11 protein-coding genes are annotated in these 17,113 nt (G+C 44.3%); 6 read left to right on the forward strand and 5 right to left on the reverse strand.

Translation table 11 applies throughout. The annotated features are described in order from the left end of the window. Position 1 precedes the first annotated feature (1 nt). Positions 2 to 1,939 carry a carbohydrate-binding protein gene (locus ABIE27_RS01505; protein WP_429349752.1) on the reverse strand — a complete coding sequence of 646 codons (1,938 nt, stop codon included), beginning with the start codon at positions 1,937 to 1,939 and terminating at the stop codon, positions 2 to 4. An 877-nt stretch (positions 1,940 to 2,816) separates the two neighbouring features. On the opposite strand from ABIE27_RS01505, the gene ABIE27_RS01510 reads away from it, so the two are divergent. From ABIE27_RS01510 to ABIE27_RS01520, 3 genes are all read left to right on the forward strand, one after another. Then, on the forward strand, positions 2,817 to 3,176 hold the full coding sequence (locus ABIE27_RS01510; protein WP_123062679.1) for a hypothetical protein: 360 nt from the start codon (positions 2,817 to 2,819) through the stop codon (positions 3,174 to 3,176). 36 nt (positions 3,177 to 3,212) lie between these two features. Continuing rightward, positions 3,213 to 4,706, forward strand: coding sequence for an exosporium glycoprotein BclB-related protein (locus tag ABIE27_RS01515; RefSeq protein WP_429349753.1), 1,494 nt, complete (start codon positions 3,213 to 3,215; stop codon positions 4,704 to 4,706). Between the two features lie 163 nt (positions 4,707 to 4,869). After that, a complete protein-coding gene (locus ABIE27_RS01520; protein ID WP_429349754.1) occupies positions 4,870 to 5,814 on the forward strand; it encodes a DUF5050 domain-containing protein in 945 nt (314 codons plus the stop codon). A gap of 153 nt (positions 5,815 to 5,967) precedes the next feature. Here the strand turns inward: ABIE27_RS01520 and ABIE27_RS01525 are convergent, their stop codons facing one another. Further along, a complete protein-coding gene (locus ABIE27_RS01525; RefSeq protein WP_429349755.1) occupies positions 5,968 to 10,947 on the reverse strand; it encodes a discoidin domain-containing protein in 4,980 nt (1,659 codons plus the stop codon). 501 nt (positions 10,948 to 11,448) lie between these two features. After that, positions 11,449 to 12,261 carry an alpha/beta fold hydrolase gene (locus ABIE27_RS01530; RefSeq protein WP_161556843.1) on the reverse strand — a complete coding sequence of 271 codons (813 nt, stop codon included), beginning with the start codon at positions 12,259 to 12,261 and terminating at the stop codon, positions 11,449 to 11,451. 148 nt (positions 12,262 to 12,409) lie between these two features. Here ABIE27_RS01530 and ABIE27_RS01535 point away from each other — a divergent pair, with 148 nt between their 5' ends. Continuing rightward, positions 12,410 to 13,021, forward strand: coding sequence for a hypothetical protein (locus ABIE27_RS01535; RefSeq protein WP_123062674.1), 612 nt, complete (start codon positions 12,410 to 12,412; stop codon positions 13,019 to 13,021). A 131-nt stretch (positions 13,022 to 13,152) separates the two neighbouring features. Here the strand turns inward: ABIE27_RS01535 and ABIE27_RS01540 are convergent, their stop codons facing one another. Continuing rightward, positions 13,153 to 13,311 carry a hypothetical protein gene (locus ABIE27_RS01540; RefSeq protein ID WP_161556842.1) on the reverse strand — a complete coding sequence of 53 codons (159 nt, stop codon included), beginning with the start codon at positions 13,309 to 13,311 and terminating at the stop codon, positions 13,153 to 13,155. 183 nt (positions 13,312 to 13,494) lie between these two features. On the opposite strand from ABIE27_RS01540, the gene ABIE27_RS01545 reads away from it, so the two are divergent. Further along, positions 13,495 to 14,034, forward strand: coding sequence for a DJ-1/PfpI family protein (locus ABIE27_RS01545; RefSeq protein ID WP_275670016.1), 540 nt, complete (start codon positions 13,495 to 13,497; stop codon positions 14,032 to 14,034). Positions 14,035 to 14,081: 47 nt separating this feature from the next. Then, positions 14,082 to 14,477, forward strand: a complete 396-nt coding sequence (locus tag ABIE27_RS01550) for a hypothetical protein (RefSeq protein WP_123062673.1) — start codon at positions 14,082 to 14,084, stop codon at positions 14,475 to 14,477. A 645-nt stretch (positions 14,478 to 15,122) separates the two neighbouring features. Here the strand turns inward: ABIE27_RS01550 and ABIE27_RS01555 are convergent. Then, entirely contained in the window at positions 15,123 to 16,391 is a 1,269-nt protein-coding gene (locus ABIE27_RS01555) for a hypothetical protein (protein ID WP_429349756.1), read from the reverse strand. Between the last annotated feature and the right edge of the window lie 722 nt (positions 16,392 to 17,113).

The following is a 17,113-nucleotide window of genomic DNA, read 5'->3' on the forward strand; positions in this document are numbered from 1 at the left end:
ATTATAGAGAGTATTCCAGATAATCAATGTAAGCATCCCAGGTTCCATTATCTGTTGTTACAACGAGCTTTACTTCCTGATTCCCCGTAGCATGTGTGATGTTTGAAAGCGTCTGCACCGTTGGTTGTGTTCCGGTAAAATAAAATGAACCTGCCGTTACACCGCCGATCACCAGATCGACACGGGCTGTACTGTTATTGTTGGAAGCGCCTCTTAGAGAGAACTGATGGGTTGGGAAAGCAAAGTATTGATTGTAAGACGCAGAATCATTGTTCGCATAGAGCGCCACGCCGTTAAAAGGAGAACTAATCAGCCCGGCATATTGACCGGCAAGGGTCATGCTCTCTGCTTCAACCCGAGTAACATCGGGATTGGGGTTCGGATTTGGATTAGGGTTACCTCCAGAACCGGAGGTGAACTGCCAATAATCCAGATTGAACAGGTTTCCGTTACCTGAGCCTGTAAACACCAAATACAGATGATGTCGTCCTGTTGTATTGGTAATATTGGTTTCGAGTTCACGCCAGTTCTGTACGCCACCCGTTGAAGTGACGTTAAGCGTGCCGATCAGTGTGCCTGTCGGGCTGCCAAGCCGGAGTTCAATGTTACCATTTCCGGTAGAAGCGACATTTGCCTTGAATTTCGATGCACCTGTTGAACCAAAATCCACATTGCTTACAGCGACCCAGTCCCCGTTATTGATATTCGTCACATTTTGGTTGGCTGTTGGTCCACCGCTTGCTTGAGTCGGCTGCGTATTGATGCCAGCTTGCCAAGCAATCGTCTCGGCTTCTACTCTGTTATACGGATTAAGGTTAGCTGTTTGAGGAACACCGGTCATGTTACCCTGTACTTCCTGAATTGATCCGTCCGCGTTATGCGTCAGCCTGTTGATGTGAGTAGAACGGTATCCTTTGCCATCACCGAGGAAGGCTTTGCTCACTGTTTGTGCATGATACGCAACATACCACTGGTTATTGAACTGGAACACGGCATGGTGGTTGTTGCCACCTACACCGAAGAACGTACCCGGATTTTTGAGGAAGTGTCCTTTGTATGTGAAAGGCCCCATGGGGCTGTCACTTACCATATATCCGATTTCACCTTTTGGGTAGGCTGCCGGATGGTTTCCAGCAAAGTTAATGCAGTACGAATAGTAATATTTGCCGTTGTACTTATGAATACCTGAATCTTCGAACATATAAGGTGCATCAATGGTCGTGGCACTGCCAACTACACTGGTCATGTCGGCGCCAAGACGAATAACACGCGCTGTTTTTGGATTTGCAATGGAAGCTGCATTATTTTCGTTCGGAATACCGCCGCCTGCATAAAGATAAGCGGAGCCATCGTCATCAACAAGCACAGCTGGGTCAAAGAGCCAAGTTACGCCCGACATGCCAGGCGTCCCATGTGTGACAAGTGCACGTCCGATAGGATCAGACCAAGGACCGATTGGAGAATCAGCAGTCAGAACACCGATACCTGCCCCTGAATTGGCGAAATACAGGAAAAATTTATCTTTGCCTGCGATCGTTTTCTTGGCCATCGCTGGCGCCCAGGATTGGCTTGCCCATCTGGCAATGCCTTGTCCATTGTTGGCATTGTTTGTACCGGCTACCGGAATGTAGCCGTGGTCGGTCCAGTTCACCATGTCAGCTGAGGAGATTACGCTGATTCTGCCGATGCTGCCGTAGTTATTTTCGCGGACAGAGCCGTCGTTGTTGTAGAGGAAGGTATCCCCTGTCATATACACGTAGACCCGGTTGTTGTGTACGAGCACGTAAGGGTCAGCTCCCAATTTGTGATCGACGAGCGGATTGGCATTCACAGGCGTTTTGGCAACGGCATTATTAGCTGCATGGCTGGACTCGGCGGGTAGAATGGAAAACACCAGAATTAGTGACATCAGCAAAGCTAATGGTTTACGGATGATCATGCGTTCGCCTCCATTGAATTAGTGTGGAATAGTGTGATTGGGTGTTACGCTAATTGGTTGAACAGAGCTGTTGGATGAGAGAGTTACAGTGAGAAGAAAAAGAAGAATGATGAGTTAATGTTCTTTATTACACCTCCTTTCAAAGATGAGATGGATGGTATCGTTCATGATGGTGATCTATGGCTTAAGCTAATCAACATGTACAGAAGAGATTGATTTACTGTAGCAAGTTGATAGCTGTCACCCGGGAATAGGGGGAGGAACTTGTGAGTGTGAAAAAAAGTGTATAATTTGTCCTGTTGTTTATTGTAATCGCTTTCAATAAAATGGTTTTAAAAGGGAGAAAGAGGAGTTGTGACTTAATTTTATGTAATTATTTTTCATTTTTGTTTTAAAATGTTTTTTGTAGTTGACGATATCATATCACATTTCTGCCACAATACAATCATTTTCTATCACAATTTGTAAGAAAAAGTGAGATAGGAGTTTGATTGCTTCAATCGCAACCTATCGTGCAACATATCAAGTGGGTAGTTTTCACAATTCACATGTTTTTATCATTCATTTGGCCAAGTTGAAGCAGTAGGTTTATTTAATGTTAAGAGTGACATCAATACGATCTATCCAATGCTGGCCGTAGCTCCTTCATTTCGTGAGGAACGGTCATTTTTGGGTTGAAATACATTCAGATTATACATATTTACAAGCTTTGTATGGATGAAATTTTAGATGTTAATGGTACTTATCGTTAGATAATGGTGAACTGTCCTCTGTCTATAGTCCACACCGCTGATCTAGTGAATGAATATGACTAATATGTGATCCATGATGCCAAGTAATGCTAGAGTAAGAGGTTCACAAAAGGTGGGATGGGAAAATGGCTATATTATCAACTGGACCGATCGAAAATAATGCTGTTTCCGGGGGTAGGCCGACGAAACAGGTAACGATCAGATTGGTGAGTCGGGCTGTTGCAGATGCGGTAAGTGTATCTGTTCAGGGGTATGTGCTGAGTACAACAAGAACGCTGTATGTAAGTGAATTGATCAGTATTGCACCTAATGAAGCAGTGACCCGAAATTATTTTGCAGATGTAGACGCCTTTGAATTTGAGTTTGGAGTAAGTAATGAACGTGTGGGAGAAGTCGGAATTTCAGTGTGGGGCAAAGATGCGTCAGGTCAATTGGTGGATGCACACCGGGTAGTGGAACACGAAAAAACAGTTAAAGATCTTTAGAAAATAAGACTTTTTTCGAAAGAAGGGAATGTAGCGATGAGCTTTTTATCGACAGGGCCGATCGAAAATAATGCTGTTAGTGGGGTAAGACCCACTCAATCCGTTACGGTTAGAATTGATAACCGCAGTGAAGTTACAGCCTCGTCTGTACAAATACAAGGGTATTATATGAGTGGCGGGTTGAGAGTTTTGTATGTCAGTGAATCTTTGGAGATCGCGCCAAATCAAGTAATAACGAACAACTACTTTGCTAATCTGGATGCCTTTGAATTCACGTTTACTACAACAGCGACGGTTAATGATCCTGTTCAAGTTTCCGTATGGGGAAAGAGCAGCACAGGCTCTTTGGTAACAGCACATCGTTTGGTTTCTTCCGAATTGCTTGGTACCCCTGGAGTCACAGGCGCGACAGGAGCCACCGGAGCAACAGGTCTGGCGGGAGTGACGGGTGCGACCGGAGCAACAGGCCTGGCAGGAGTGACGGGTGCAACCGGAGCAACAGGTCTGGCGGGAGTGACGGGTGCGACCGGAGCAACAGGTCTGGCAGGAGTGACGGGTGCAACCGGAGCAACAGGTCTGGCGGGAGTGACGGGTGCGACCGGAGCAACAGGTCTGGCAGGAGTGACGGGTGCGACCGGAGCAACAGGTCTGGCGGGAGTGACGGGTGCGACCGGAGCAACAGGTCTGGCGGGAGTGACAGGTGCGACCGGAGCGACAGGTCTGGCAGGAGTGACGGGTGCGACCGGAGCAACAGGTCTGGCGGGAGTGACAGGTGCGACCGGAGCAACAGGTCTGGCGGGAGTGACAGGTGCGACCGGGGCGACAGGTCTGGCGGGAGTGACAGGTGAGACTGGAGCAACGGGTCTGGCGGGAGTGACAGGTGCGACCGGAGCAACAGGTCTGGCGGGAGTGACAGGTGCGACCGGGGCGACAGGTCTGGCGGGAGTGACGGGTGCAACCGGAGCAACGGGTCTGGCGGGAGTGACAGGTGCAACCGGAGCAACAGGTTCCGGAGCTATTATCCCTTATGCATCAGGACTGCCAGCTTCGTTAACTACAGTACTGGGCGGACTTTTAAATACCTCCAGCCTGGTTGGTTTTGGTAATAATGCATCTGGAGTATCGATTAACGGCGGAGTTATTGATCTCACAGGTGCTGCAGGAACCTTGCTTAACTTTGCTTTCTCGGCATCCCGTGCGGGGACGATTACTTCACTGGCTGCTTATTTTAGCACGACAGCGGGACTTAGCTTGGTCGGCTCTACAATAACGCTGACGGCACAATTATTCCGTTCCACTACACCGAATAATACCTTTACGGCTGTACCAGGAGCAGTTGTAACTTTGTCACCAGCACTGACAGGCGTATTGTCATTAGGCACGATCTCCAGCGGGTTGACTACAGGCTTGAGTATCCCGGTAGCCGCCGGTGACCGTTTGCTTATGGTCTTCTCTGCATCAGTAACCGCCGGACTTGATGTGGCTTCAACGATTGCCGGATATGCAAGCGGTGGTCTAACCATCACTTAACGAAATTTCTATAATATATGATGTGCAAAAATCAGAGCCTCTTGCCATTATGGTGGGAGGCATTTTCTAATTACAGCGAGAATTTGGAGTGAAATGATTGTTCTATTTACGAATCCAATTTACAATAGCGATGTAGGAAAATACATATTTTAGGGAGAAGAAAATGAGAAGAAAGTGGTTAGTGGCGTTATTAAGCGTGATCATGTTGTTTGGTGTTGTACCTGCATACGGGGCTGAGGATTCCGGTAAAACTTTAGTATGGGAAGGTTATGAAGATGACGGAGATTTGATGGGCATCAACGTTACAACATTCACAGGTAATAAAAGCAAAACAGAGTCTATATTCCCTAAGCAAGTTTCAGATGTGAAATGGGTTGGAGAGTGGATATATTTTCTGATTGAAAATGAGCAAGACCCTTGGAATCGACAGATGGCTAAAATTAAGAAAGATGGTTCGACATTAACCTTACTGAACAAAGAGGATAATTTTGCAAGGTTTACTGTTGTAGGGGATACGATTTATTTTGTTAAAGATGAAAGGACTGCGGAAACGCTTGATGCGTTGTCTTTTGGCTCAATGAGAACAGATGGTTCAAACGAACAAACGATATTGTCTAAATCTCCTTTTTATAATTTTAAAATAAACAACGGATATATCTATTATACAAACAGGGATAATGACAAGTTTTATCGTATGAATTTAGATGGTACAGGGTTGAAGAACTTATCTTCTAAAGGTGTGGAGTTATACGAATTTTATGGGAATGTTATGTTCTTTTTGGAGATCGTAGACGGAGGCTATAGTTACAAAGGTCATTTTTCCGATTTAAATGCAAGTAGAAACAAAACATTTGCCTCTAAAGAGTATATTGATCCCGTAGCATATATAAATAATAAGTTTTATTATCGAAGTTTTTCGGTAGACAAGAATGGCAATAATAAGAGTGACTTGTATATTTATAATCGTTATACAGGCAAGAAGAACAAGCTGCGTTCTTTAGACGCAAATGATCGATTTATAGGTACAGTAGGGGATGGTCTTGCACTCCTATCGTTTGAGAAAGGTACGATTTATAAGCTTGGATATGATGGTAAAATCAAAAAGTAATGATTAGCCTAACGATGTGGCAGTTTACCATATATCACAAGGAAACAGGGATCTCTTGCCGATCGTGGCTTGAGGTCCCTGTGCTTTTTTACATCTTTAGTTATGAGATGTGCTAAATATGAGTCTTTCAAGGTTTAGCATAGCTTCAGCGTATCAACGGTACAGCTTCAATTCAGCAATAGACCACCACCATTCGGCAGTGTCAGCAGTCAAAGCGATTTTGACATATCGTGCCTTCTGGTTCGTGAACATCACGGAGATGACAGGATCTGTGCCCACAGCATTTGAAACCATATTCCATTGCTCGCCATCCGTCGAAGTGACGATTTTAAAACTGCGGGCGTAGTCATTGGTACTGCTGCCTGAATCCATAGTTAACCGGCTGAAATTCTGGATGCTTCCCAGATCGATCTGAATCCACTGGTCTGTTTGTTGTCCAGATGCAGAGGTCCAGCGTGAGTTCAGATCATCATCCAGCAGTGCACCAACGTCCTCAGACGTGGAAGCTTTAGCTGTCCAAGACGTCCGATCCAGTTCCGTAGGCAGCAGCTCATCCTGTTCCCCGGGTGTCCAAGGCGTCTGATCAGCGGTATAAACTGCGATTTCAGCTACAGACCACCAGTGAGAGTCCGTTCCAGTCTGAACTATTTTGATATAGCGGGCCTCATGAGGAGGGAATGCAATGGATAGCATGGCATTTTTCCCTTCACCTGTAGCTACAGTTTTACCCCAATCCATGCCATCCAGAGAGGTGAATACTTCATAACCACGAGCATAATCATCACCGCTGTGAGCACTATCCAGTACAATCCGGTTCACCGTCTGTGAGTGGCCCAGATCCAGTTGAAGCCATTCGCCGCCTGTTTGTGTCTGGCCGGAAGTCCAGCGTGTTTGGTCCGAGCCATCCAGTATCGACGATGAAGCTTCGTTACCTGAAGACGCTGTGACGGACCATGCATCCGGAAGCAGACGTTTTTGTTTTCCTGTTCCATAGTGCTGAACGAACAACTCAGAGACCGACCACCATTGGTCGGATTCACCCGTCTGCACGATCTTCACATAACGTGCCTGCTGCTCAGAGAAGGAGATGGAGAGACGTCCTGACACGCCTTCACCTCCTGCAATAGATGTTCCCCAGTTTTGCCCGTCATCGGACACGAAAACGCGATATTGCCGTGGATAGTCATCCTTGGCATTCCCCGGGTCCAACTCTACCGCGTCAAAAAGACTCGTTTGCCCTAGATCAATCGTAATCCACTGTCCGCCCGTTTGCTTTCGTCCGTTCGTCCATAACGTCTCTTTTTTTCCATCCAGCATGTGAGCTGCGACATCCGTTCCTTGTGTGGAGGAAGCGGTCACGTTCCAGGTTGACCGATCAGGCAACGGGACTGGAGCTGGATTTGGATGCTCAGGTGCTTGAGCCGATTTCCCAAATCGGGCAAGCTTGAGTTCCGAGATGGACCACCAACTGTCTGCGGGAGCAGTCAATACAATTTTGATATAACGCACAGTCTGCATCCCCAAATCGACGGACAGGCTTGGAGATGAGCCTGTTCCCTGTGCAATCGGCTTGCTCCAGTTCTCATCGTCTTCCGAAACGTAAACTTCATACCCGTGGGCATAATCACCCCAGTTATTGCCGGAGTTCATAAAGAGTGTATCCATCATCTGCTCGCTGCCCAGATCAATATGGAGCCAGTCTCCAGGCTGTTGCGTTTGTCCGGATGACCAGCGGGTAGCCAAATCTCCATCAATCATGCGTTCCACTGCTTCCGAACTGGAGGAGGCGGTAATCGTCCATGTGCTGCGATCCAGATAAGTAACGCCTTGTGAAGCATCCGGCTGCTTGACTACCGTATGCTCCAATGGATTGACCTTCACTTGAGCCTTCGCATATACAGTAGCTGACCCTAAAGCCCCGCTCGCATTATAAAAGTGAACCGTTTTGGCGGTATCGGACGGATTCCAGATTTGTGCTGTGTAGACGCCGTCCTTTTCGTAGACAGTTACTGCCGGAGAATCAGCCCAAATATCCATTGTACGTGTTCCTGTGGATGCCATACTATGCATGAACCAGTAGGCGTTAAAGACTTCGTTTTGCTGCATCTCTTTGGTATCCCACTTCGCAAGAGCAGCCTGTGGGTCCCCGATGGATTGGAAAGGCCAGATGATGTGCTGCCATGTGCGCTCCAGTTGACCACCAAGATCCTTGATCAGACCGTTGTAGAGTGCCGCGGTATTCTTCGGATCACGGCCATAATAGGTCATCCACTCCGCCGGCGGCAGCCAGTGAATGCCGTAAATATGCTCTGCGTCGTTGGAGAAGTACGTGCCATACAGGTAAGCACTGCCGTATACATGACCTACAGTAGCGTGTTTGTATCCTTCTAGCCAGTTGTCTCCATCGTAGTTGAACCAATATTGCTCAGCCGCTTTTTCCTCGGTGACAAAGCCCCAGATGCCTGTATCGCGATAGGCTTTATTCCCTGTTACCTCGCCCCACATATATTGCCCGACCCAACTGAACAGAGCTTCGCCTGCAGCTTCCTGATTGTTTCCGCTGCGATTGTCGGCATAACCGCCCGCCCAGGAATGGCCTGCATAAGGATCAAAATTACGCATCCATGGAAATTGATCGTCTGTGCGCGAAGGATTGGCATAATCCCGGATCAGCAATTCAACCATATCGCCATAATCTTCTACAAAAGTTGGATCATACATAGCCAGCACCGCAGATGCAAAGACGTAATAGCCGTACGTAAAGTGATGATCCGTCAGCCCGGTATTGACCCCGAACCCGCTTCCATAAGGGAAGATCGTTCCCCATTGCTCCGAGTAATAAAAATAATAGGAGTGCAGACGTTCATCCGGTGAATAGGTGTACCAGTCCGTCAAAATGCTCCTTAACAGGGACAAGTAGTGGTCCCGACGTTCCTGATCCCCAAGCTGATCGCTAATGAGCACACCCAGAGCAAGCGGATGAAGCTTTTTCCCCTGCCAGTACGGATCTTCACTCATTAAATTGCCTGACGTATCCGCATCAAGCTGGTCCAGATAACTGATTAATTGCGCGCGTGAGTATGTCGGATCATCCGGCTCCACAAATTGCGGAATAATGCCGTAGAAACGATCCTGTGTCGTAAAACTGTTGCCTTCGCTCACTTTCATCATTCCACGAATGGAAGGATACGTGAGCTCCGTGAGTGGAGTTGTTGCAATTTTCCACTGGTGCGGAAACAAAGCCATTAATGTGTTCGCTGAAAAGTTGGCACGCTTCGTTTGTGTAACGGAATTGAAGGTCGTTGTAACTTGTGAAGTGCTCTCGTTATAGTCGTAGTTCACCTTCGTATCCGTCACAAAAGCATAGGCATGCTGGTAATAGTATGCTAATTCTGACGCAGACGGCAGGGTAGCCAGCGATAAATAATTTCCGCTTGATCCCAGCTTAATCTTAAGTGTATTGCCAAGCTTTATAACTGTGGTTCCTTCTGTTGCATAAAGGCCATAGTTTTTTATAAAGGTTTGCGGCGAAGGTGCTCTGTCCTGATTGGTGACTTCTACACCGATGTGATCCCCAGTCCAGGATTCCCCATCCTGCAGTACAATCTCACGGTTTTGATCATCAAAGAGGCGTGTGATGTTCGGTGAACGGAGCAGGATGGTGTCCGGGTTCTCGAACGTGTTGTACAGGAAAGGGGAGCCTTTGACAAAGGTTGTATTGACCTTCGCCGTGTCATCATCACTCATGATGATGTTTGCGGAATAATCCCCGTATCCTGCTACCTTGGTATTGACCTTGGCCGGGTTCATATTGCTTGTCGTCAGGATAAGGTCAGCTTCACCATCGGCATCCATCGAGTTGCCGTCAGCAGAGAGGTATCCCGCACCAGGATTCAAAATATGAAGCCCTTGCTTGGTGTATCGGTTTTTGAACGGAAGTGTAACCAGACTGTTTCCATCTCCTAAATCCGAAACGAGAATCGACTGCCACCAGTCATTGGATGGAATCGGCGCGGTAATGTCGGCTGTGCGATTTTTCGGGTTTTTCGGTTGCAGCATGGTGATGTCATTAATGGCGTAACTGCCAGCCCCAACCTGTACCGAAGACATTTCAGGCAGGGTCGGAATGGTATAGACCGGTTTTTCATCACCTTGAATATACTCATACACATCAAAGGCATATAGTGAATAGCCGTTGGTTGTACCTCGGCCAAGTCCTGCGAACTTTACATATCTGGCTTCTGCATACACAGGAATGTCATCTCGTCCACCGTTGCTGTGTAACTCTCGAACCAACGTAGTCCATTGCTTTGCGTCGTTGGATACTTGAATGTCATAAGCACGTCCAAACGCATTTTCCCATAGCAGCGAAATTCCACCGATTTCATGAGGCCTGCCAAGGTCCACAACAATCAATTCCTGATCCTTGTAAATGGAAGACCAGCGTGTACCTGGGTCACCATCCGTCACATTGCGCGCTTCATAATTGCGCTTCTCCATCTTGGCCTTGTCTTCGGCGGAGCGGCTAGGTTCATCTATCTCTTCCGACGATGCCATAACCGATTTACCAAGGGCAAGGTTGACGGCAACTGGCTTTGGAGGCGGATTTGCTCCGCCCGTTCCATACACATCGAACGCGTACAGAGAAACACCGTAGGCTTGCTGTGCCCGTTCATGACTGAATAAACGCACATATCGTGCATCGGCGGAAACCTCCACTTCCGTCAAACCGCCCTGACCCTTCGTTGTGGAGTATACTTGCTCCCAGTTAACTTCGTCATCCGACACTTCAAGGTCGAAAGCGGATGCATAAGCATTTTCCCACTGAATCGAAATGTTCGAGATGGAGGCAGATGCGCCAAGGTCAACATAGATCCACTGAGGGTCCTGCTGCCATGCACTTTCCCATCGGGTATTTAGGTTTCCATCCACGGCAAGATCGGCTGTATTCCCACCAAGGGATGAGGAGCTATACACCGGTCTGTTCAGGGATAAGAGATATGACCCTTCTGCTGCAGCGTTCGCTGCCTTGCTTGGCCATAGCGGCAAGCTGCTAACCAACAATAGCATGGATAACAGCAAGTTCACGCAGATGCTGCGTTTGTTTCGTTGGTGACTCCTTCGTCCCTTCATATCTTCTTCTCCTTTGTTAGCTCTTGTCCGTTCACCAGACAGAACTTTCTCTTTTTTTCCTAACAACCTGTTATATGTATGATTCTGTTCTCCCGTGCCGCATTCCTGAGATCGATTTCAGGTTGAAAACATGGGGTAAGCGGATGTTCATTTGTTGTATATCGATCATTGGGAGTGGATTATAAAGTTTTTTTAATCGTTTTCGTAGAAAAAGAGACATATGTCCTACAGGAGGCAAGCGTGGTGTGTAACTATGAAATGCCGAATTAGGATTACGGTCCGATAGCAATATCATATTTCTTTCTGCTGTTATCTAAGTGGAATATGCTTCTTCCTCAAGCACATCTGATCGAGGCAGGTTGTTTACAGGGAAGTCAAAAAGCTCGCTTATCGCGAGCTTCAAGATTTTCTATAGGAAAGATTGAAGTAGGTCATTAAACATGAATTAACGGTTATCTTTACAAAAACTTATTTTACAGAGCAACCCCGATACATAAGTTATTACTCTAGCATAGAGATGATTGCTTGCTGCACAAGCTCAGGTTGTTCAAGGTACACATAGTGTCCTGAGCCTTGCGCAGTGACATGAGTAGCCTGATTAGACAAGGATGCTAAATCTTGTTGCATTTCAGCCCATTTGATTTCCATTTCTGGACCCATGCCGTGTTCTGTTGCAGAGATTACAGTTAATGGTAAATTTCTCAAAGCATCCTTCGAACGCAGTTTTTCAATGTATTTAAAGCTCTTGGTCACTTCCGCGTAATTTCCCTCCGCAGTAAACTGTGATTGATACATTTCAATAAATTCGGGTGGCAAGGTTGCCAAAACAGCTTCCTCTTGCTTTTCGTGAGAAGCATCGATCAGCACAGCTCCTGCAACTTCATTAGTATAACGGTCAGCAAATCCTCTCACATTTAATCCGCCAATGCTGTGTCCTACCAGTACATATGGACCTGGAATATTAGCCTTTCGAAGTAGCTTATGTAACTCTTTCACCTGTTGTTTTGTTGTTTTATCTTTGGTAGTATCGTCACTAAGGCCGAGTCCAGCACGATCATAAGAAACAGTTAACGTTTTTTGGGATATCTCGGATTGGATACCAGACCAGACGGATGAATCGTCACCATATCCGCTAACGAAAACAACGGTAGGAAGAGACGTTTTCACTCCTTGAATATTCGCATACAAGGCAACCCTTGTACTTACTTCATAGAGCCCGCTAGAGCCAACCTGATTCGTTTTCCCTTCTGCAAGTGGAGCTGTCATCAGAAAAACCAGGCAAAAACTTAGAGATAAAGATAGCCAGCGTTTCATCATACATACCCTCCTAATGTAGGAATGATTAAGATATTCATTCATATTAGAGTATATCCTTCGAAGGTAAAAATGTAAATAATTATGTTAATTATATAAAATTTTAATAAATATTGTGCAATCTAAAATTGAGCCTTGGAGGAATACTATGAAGCATGCTTACCTTGTTTTATTGTTCGTAGCGATGTGGCTCACTAGTGCATGTGAACAATCTGATCGTAGTATGAACAAAGGGGACCATGGGGCTTCTGCTACTCAGACAGGGACGGACACGATCCACAATCTAAGTATAACTACTTTGGATACTGAAAAGGCTTATGAACTCTGTGCAGAGGCTTTATCTGGATATTACAAAGCCATATGGAACGGTCTGGAATTTGACGTTAGTAGATATGTAGATAATCAGAATTTCCAACGTTATACGGAAAAAAAGATTAAATCACAATATAATCTTTTTCGGAAGAACAACCTAACCTATAACCAAGTAAAAGAGGTCAAGATGGATGCTGAAAAAGTAGACATTGTTGAAGGAGAGCAAAATGTTTACTATCTAAAAATGAATGCACGTATTATAAAGGATGTAGGTGAATATGCGGAGTCTACCGAATTCTTGGTACAAGATCTGAAAGGCAAGTTAGTTATTGTGGACTGGTATACATCTGGAAAGGATAGTTACGATTCCATTATGCGTGGGGAGAGTCAGGTGATTAATAATCCTGCCATCTGGGAGAACAGTGAATGGGCAGGTAAATTGAAATAGTGGATAGGTAAGAGCCGTGATCCTTGTTATTTACTACACCCTAGCTTCAAAACGTGAAATCTGTGTTATGGCCTTCAGGCTGTCGGTAGCGTATAAACAAGAATTAGTCTCCGAATGTAGGCTCTTTTGCTTCATCTGCTTGGCCCTGCAGTATATTGCACGATCAGTGATTCGGCGTCAATGGTCACCGTAAGATCGAAAAAATGGTCGCTGTGTCCCTTTCTCCAGTCCTCAGGAATATCTTCGGAATAAAACCAGAAGCGAAGCAGTCGCCGCTCTACATGTTTCATGATATGACTCCGGCATAGTCGTTCACCTCTCAGACACATGGATTTCTTCATATTCTCCACTATATCTGATATGTGTATTTTGAAACAGGACGAACAAGCCATATCAAGAACATTTTCATTTATTTTAGTAGGGACATTTCCGGAATTATTTCTCTTTTCATTCTTTTCTATTTTTCAAAATAAATGAAAGCAGGTGTAAACATTAATACTCATGTCTTAATTTACGATGGATTTGTCAATTTCGAAATCATGCTGGCAACCTATCTAATGAAAACGCAAGGGGAAATTATAACAGTGGGTTTAAGTTCCGAGATGGTCAATTCCCACGAAGGTTTTGCAGTTAAACCCCAAAAAGATATAAATGAAGTAGATTGGGACGAAGTAGAAGTACTTATTATTCCAGGAGGAGATATTGGAGCAATTGAAGGGAATAAGCAACTAATATCAATTATCAAGAAGTTAGATATTAACCGAAAGTATATTGGTGCTATATGTTCAGCAGTGGAACTTATTAAACAAGCAGGGATATTAGAAGGAAGAGAGTATACTGACAACCATACAAACCATGTCGATACATATAAAGTTAGTCGAAATATAATAACTGCAAAAGCTAATGGATATGTAGATTTTGCGATTGAGTTAGGGAACATGTTGAACATTTATTCCGACAAAGAAGATTATAATGAAACCGTTAGATTTTTTAAGTATTTTGAAAATAATTAGCGTATGTTTATAGTTCTTTTAATATGAACAAAAAGGAGTGTGGAAAAATGGATATTCAAAAAGCTACGGAAGAAAAGCTTGAACGTGCAATGCAAATGGGTGTTCCAATCGATGCTTCAATTCTTGAGGATCTTATACAAAAAAATTTACTTACTGAAGAGGCGGTCCAACGTTTATCAGCTCAAAAAAATTATGACAATAAAGAGGCTGGAGAAAATATAGTTCCAGTGCGTATTTCAGATGATGTTATGAATATTATCGATGATTTAATTACAAGTGGCCATATAAACAGTCGCTCTGAAGGCGCTCTATATTTAATAATGTTAGGTATAAAAAGCCATTATTCTTTCTTTAATCAACTCTCAAAAGAGGTAGTGGTTATGGAAGAACAGCAGAAAAAAATTAAAAACCTCATCGAGAATTCATTCATACTTCCAGAGTGACTGACCTTCCTACCTCAAGCCTTAGAAGGAATCGAATTAAGTCTATAGAATGAATTCGCGAATTGTAATCACTGACGAATGCCTAAATCATAATTGAGCATATTTATTCAAATATCCGCAATGCCAAAGAGCCCGCGTTCTTCGCAGGCTCCTTGTTTTATCGAGGAAACGTTATTCATCTCTGCCGCCATTTCATTCCCTCATAACTGATTCAGTTGCTCGGCTTCCGGAATATAGCTTCACATTCGAGAATCCGGCTTCACGAACCGTTCCTCTAATGCTTCAACGCCTGATCCACAACCATTTTCACCAAGCGCATCTTTCCGAAAATAGTTAAGGCCTCTGGAACATGTCCGGCCCTTCGAGTATTTAAATTGAAGAGGTTTGAAACCACGACATGTGCCTTCACTAAATAAAATTGCCAACCAAAGCCCGTGAAAAAGTACGGCCTTTGGTTGGCAATTACGTTAATCGACAGTTGATTAATTAGGAAGGGGAGTAATCTCCTGAAATTATAAATTTTAATTCCAGAATCAATAATTCTCTCTCATTATTGTATTCGAGCAGGTACTGAAGTAGCATTTTCGTATAGTACCATTCTTTTGATGAAGCGAATCCGATCTGGTATATTAGCCAATTGCTGTGCTATTTAAGTATATATTTTGCAAGGGTATTGCGAAACCAACGGTCTGTAAGATAGAGTTCGCCGTTACCCGCATAAATATAATCATGGCCAACATCGATGTCGTACCACAACGTGGCAAGGTGGTATTTAACCTGTAAATTCACAGGGTCAAGCACGTAGAAATCCTCCCGAGCTGAATCCCCTTTGAAATTATTTTCGTCGATAATAGCCGGACGCTCCTGCCACTGATACTGCTTCTCCACAGTGATATCGCCCGAAGATGTGATGCGGGAAAGCCAGTCAGTGTCACCGATATTCCCAAGCTGTTGCTTGCCTAACAACTGGTTGTCTTTGTTGTAGAGGCTGAATACAGTCCCGTTACTTTGGATTAGATAGTTGTTGCCGGTAATGCTGATCTTATCCTTGGGATGAAGAGAACGCACCCATTTCTTTTTGCCTTCGGAGGTAAATGCGATTACTGTAGCTTCATTTTTACTAAACTGGTATACCAAAAAGGAGCCTCCACGAAATGGCATCACTTCGATTTTATTAGTGTTGTACTGAACTAGCGGGACTTTAAGGGCATTGAGGTTAGGGTAGATCCTAGTGTGATTTTGGTCAGAAGTATGAAGAATGAATCCATTGGACACCACTTGAAGTGCCCCTGTAGTTAACAGGCCTTTATCAATCTTGAGCTTCCGTACAGGATATCCGTTATTAGTGTACTCCTCAAAATAACGGATAGAGGTCTTACTTGTTGAAGAATAGATAGAATAGTAAATTAAGATATTTCCGCTATCCAGCACAAACAAATGAAATGGATTGTTAATTTTTTTCGTCCACTTTAGCTTCCCGTTCGGATCGACTCCTGTGAGTCTATATTCTGTTCCATTGTCGTTTCTTTTGTAAAAGTAGCTGTAACCATCCTTGCTATAATATGGTTCAGAGCCACTGAAAGGTTTATCCTTTTTGATGTCCGAATAGTCGTAAATCCAATGAGTACCTTTTTGGCGATCGACGGCCCCATAAAGAAAATTTGTGAAAACGAACTTTGAAGGCGAGAGAGCCACTTTCTTCTGTACATCAAAGAACACACGGTTCGCGCTCTGTACACTATTGTATGAACTACTGAGTGTGTACCCCTTTGGTAGCTTAAAAGTCCATTCAGGCTCAGGTAACGGCTGCTCCGTAGCCTTTGCAGACACGGAAGAGCCGCCAATGACTGAAAGTTGCACAACAAGCAGAATTGTGAGTGCCACGGCAGCACATTTGAATCGTTTTAAATTCATTACTATTACTCCTCTTTTTATATATGTAAACCTCACTTTGATTTTATTATAAGTATTAGAAGAAAATGGGACAAGTAAATGAATGTAAGAAAACAGGATCAGTATGGATGCAGTAAACAAACGAAGATGTCAGCTGGATCGTTTGGTTATTTTTGATCATGAATGTTCGTAATATGGGCGCAAAGTGTCCATTACTGCATCGGTACAGCAGCCTCCACATAATATTGTCAAAGTTGTATCTCGAATCTGTCTGCATGAGGAGCGAATTGGCGACCATGAGTTTTTTTATGCTGGACTACATAAATATCTTCAAACCTATCCTATCAAACAACCTTTACGAAGTATGCCGAGAAAACAATTTAAATCTTAATGTTACAAAAGTAGGGGATATTAGCATCTGAAGTTATACAGAAGCAATGGAAGCACAAAGAAGCCCACGGTTTTGACGCGGGCTCTTAGTCTTTATTCTTCCGCCGTCGCCACCGCGTTCCCCTCTTAACTGATCAAGTCGCTCCAACTCACTTGATTTTGTTTGTTCAAATCTCTGAAGGGTGTTTATCAAGTTTTCGAAATGTATTTAAGTTTTATATGTTTTTGTGTTTTATATGTATTTTAGTGTTAGGTATATTTACATTTTTTTTGTTTTTATCAGTTTTTCTTGGTATGCATTTATTTAATGTTATATTTACTGACAATAATATATTGTTGAAAATGTAGTTATA

It is taken from the genome of Paenibacillus sp. 4624 (assembly GCF_050435065.1).
Lineage (GTDB): Bacteria > Bacillota > Bacilli > Paenibacillales > Paenibacillaceae > Paenibacillus > Paenibacillus amylolyticus_D.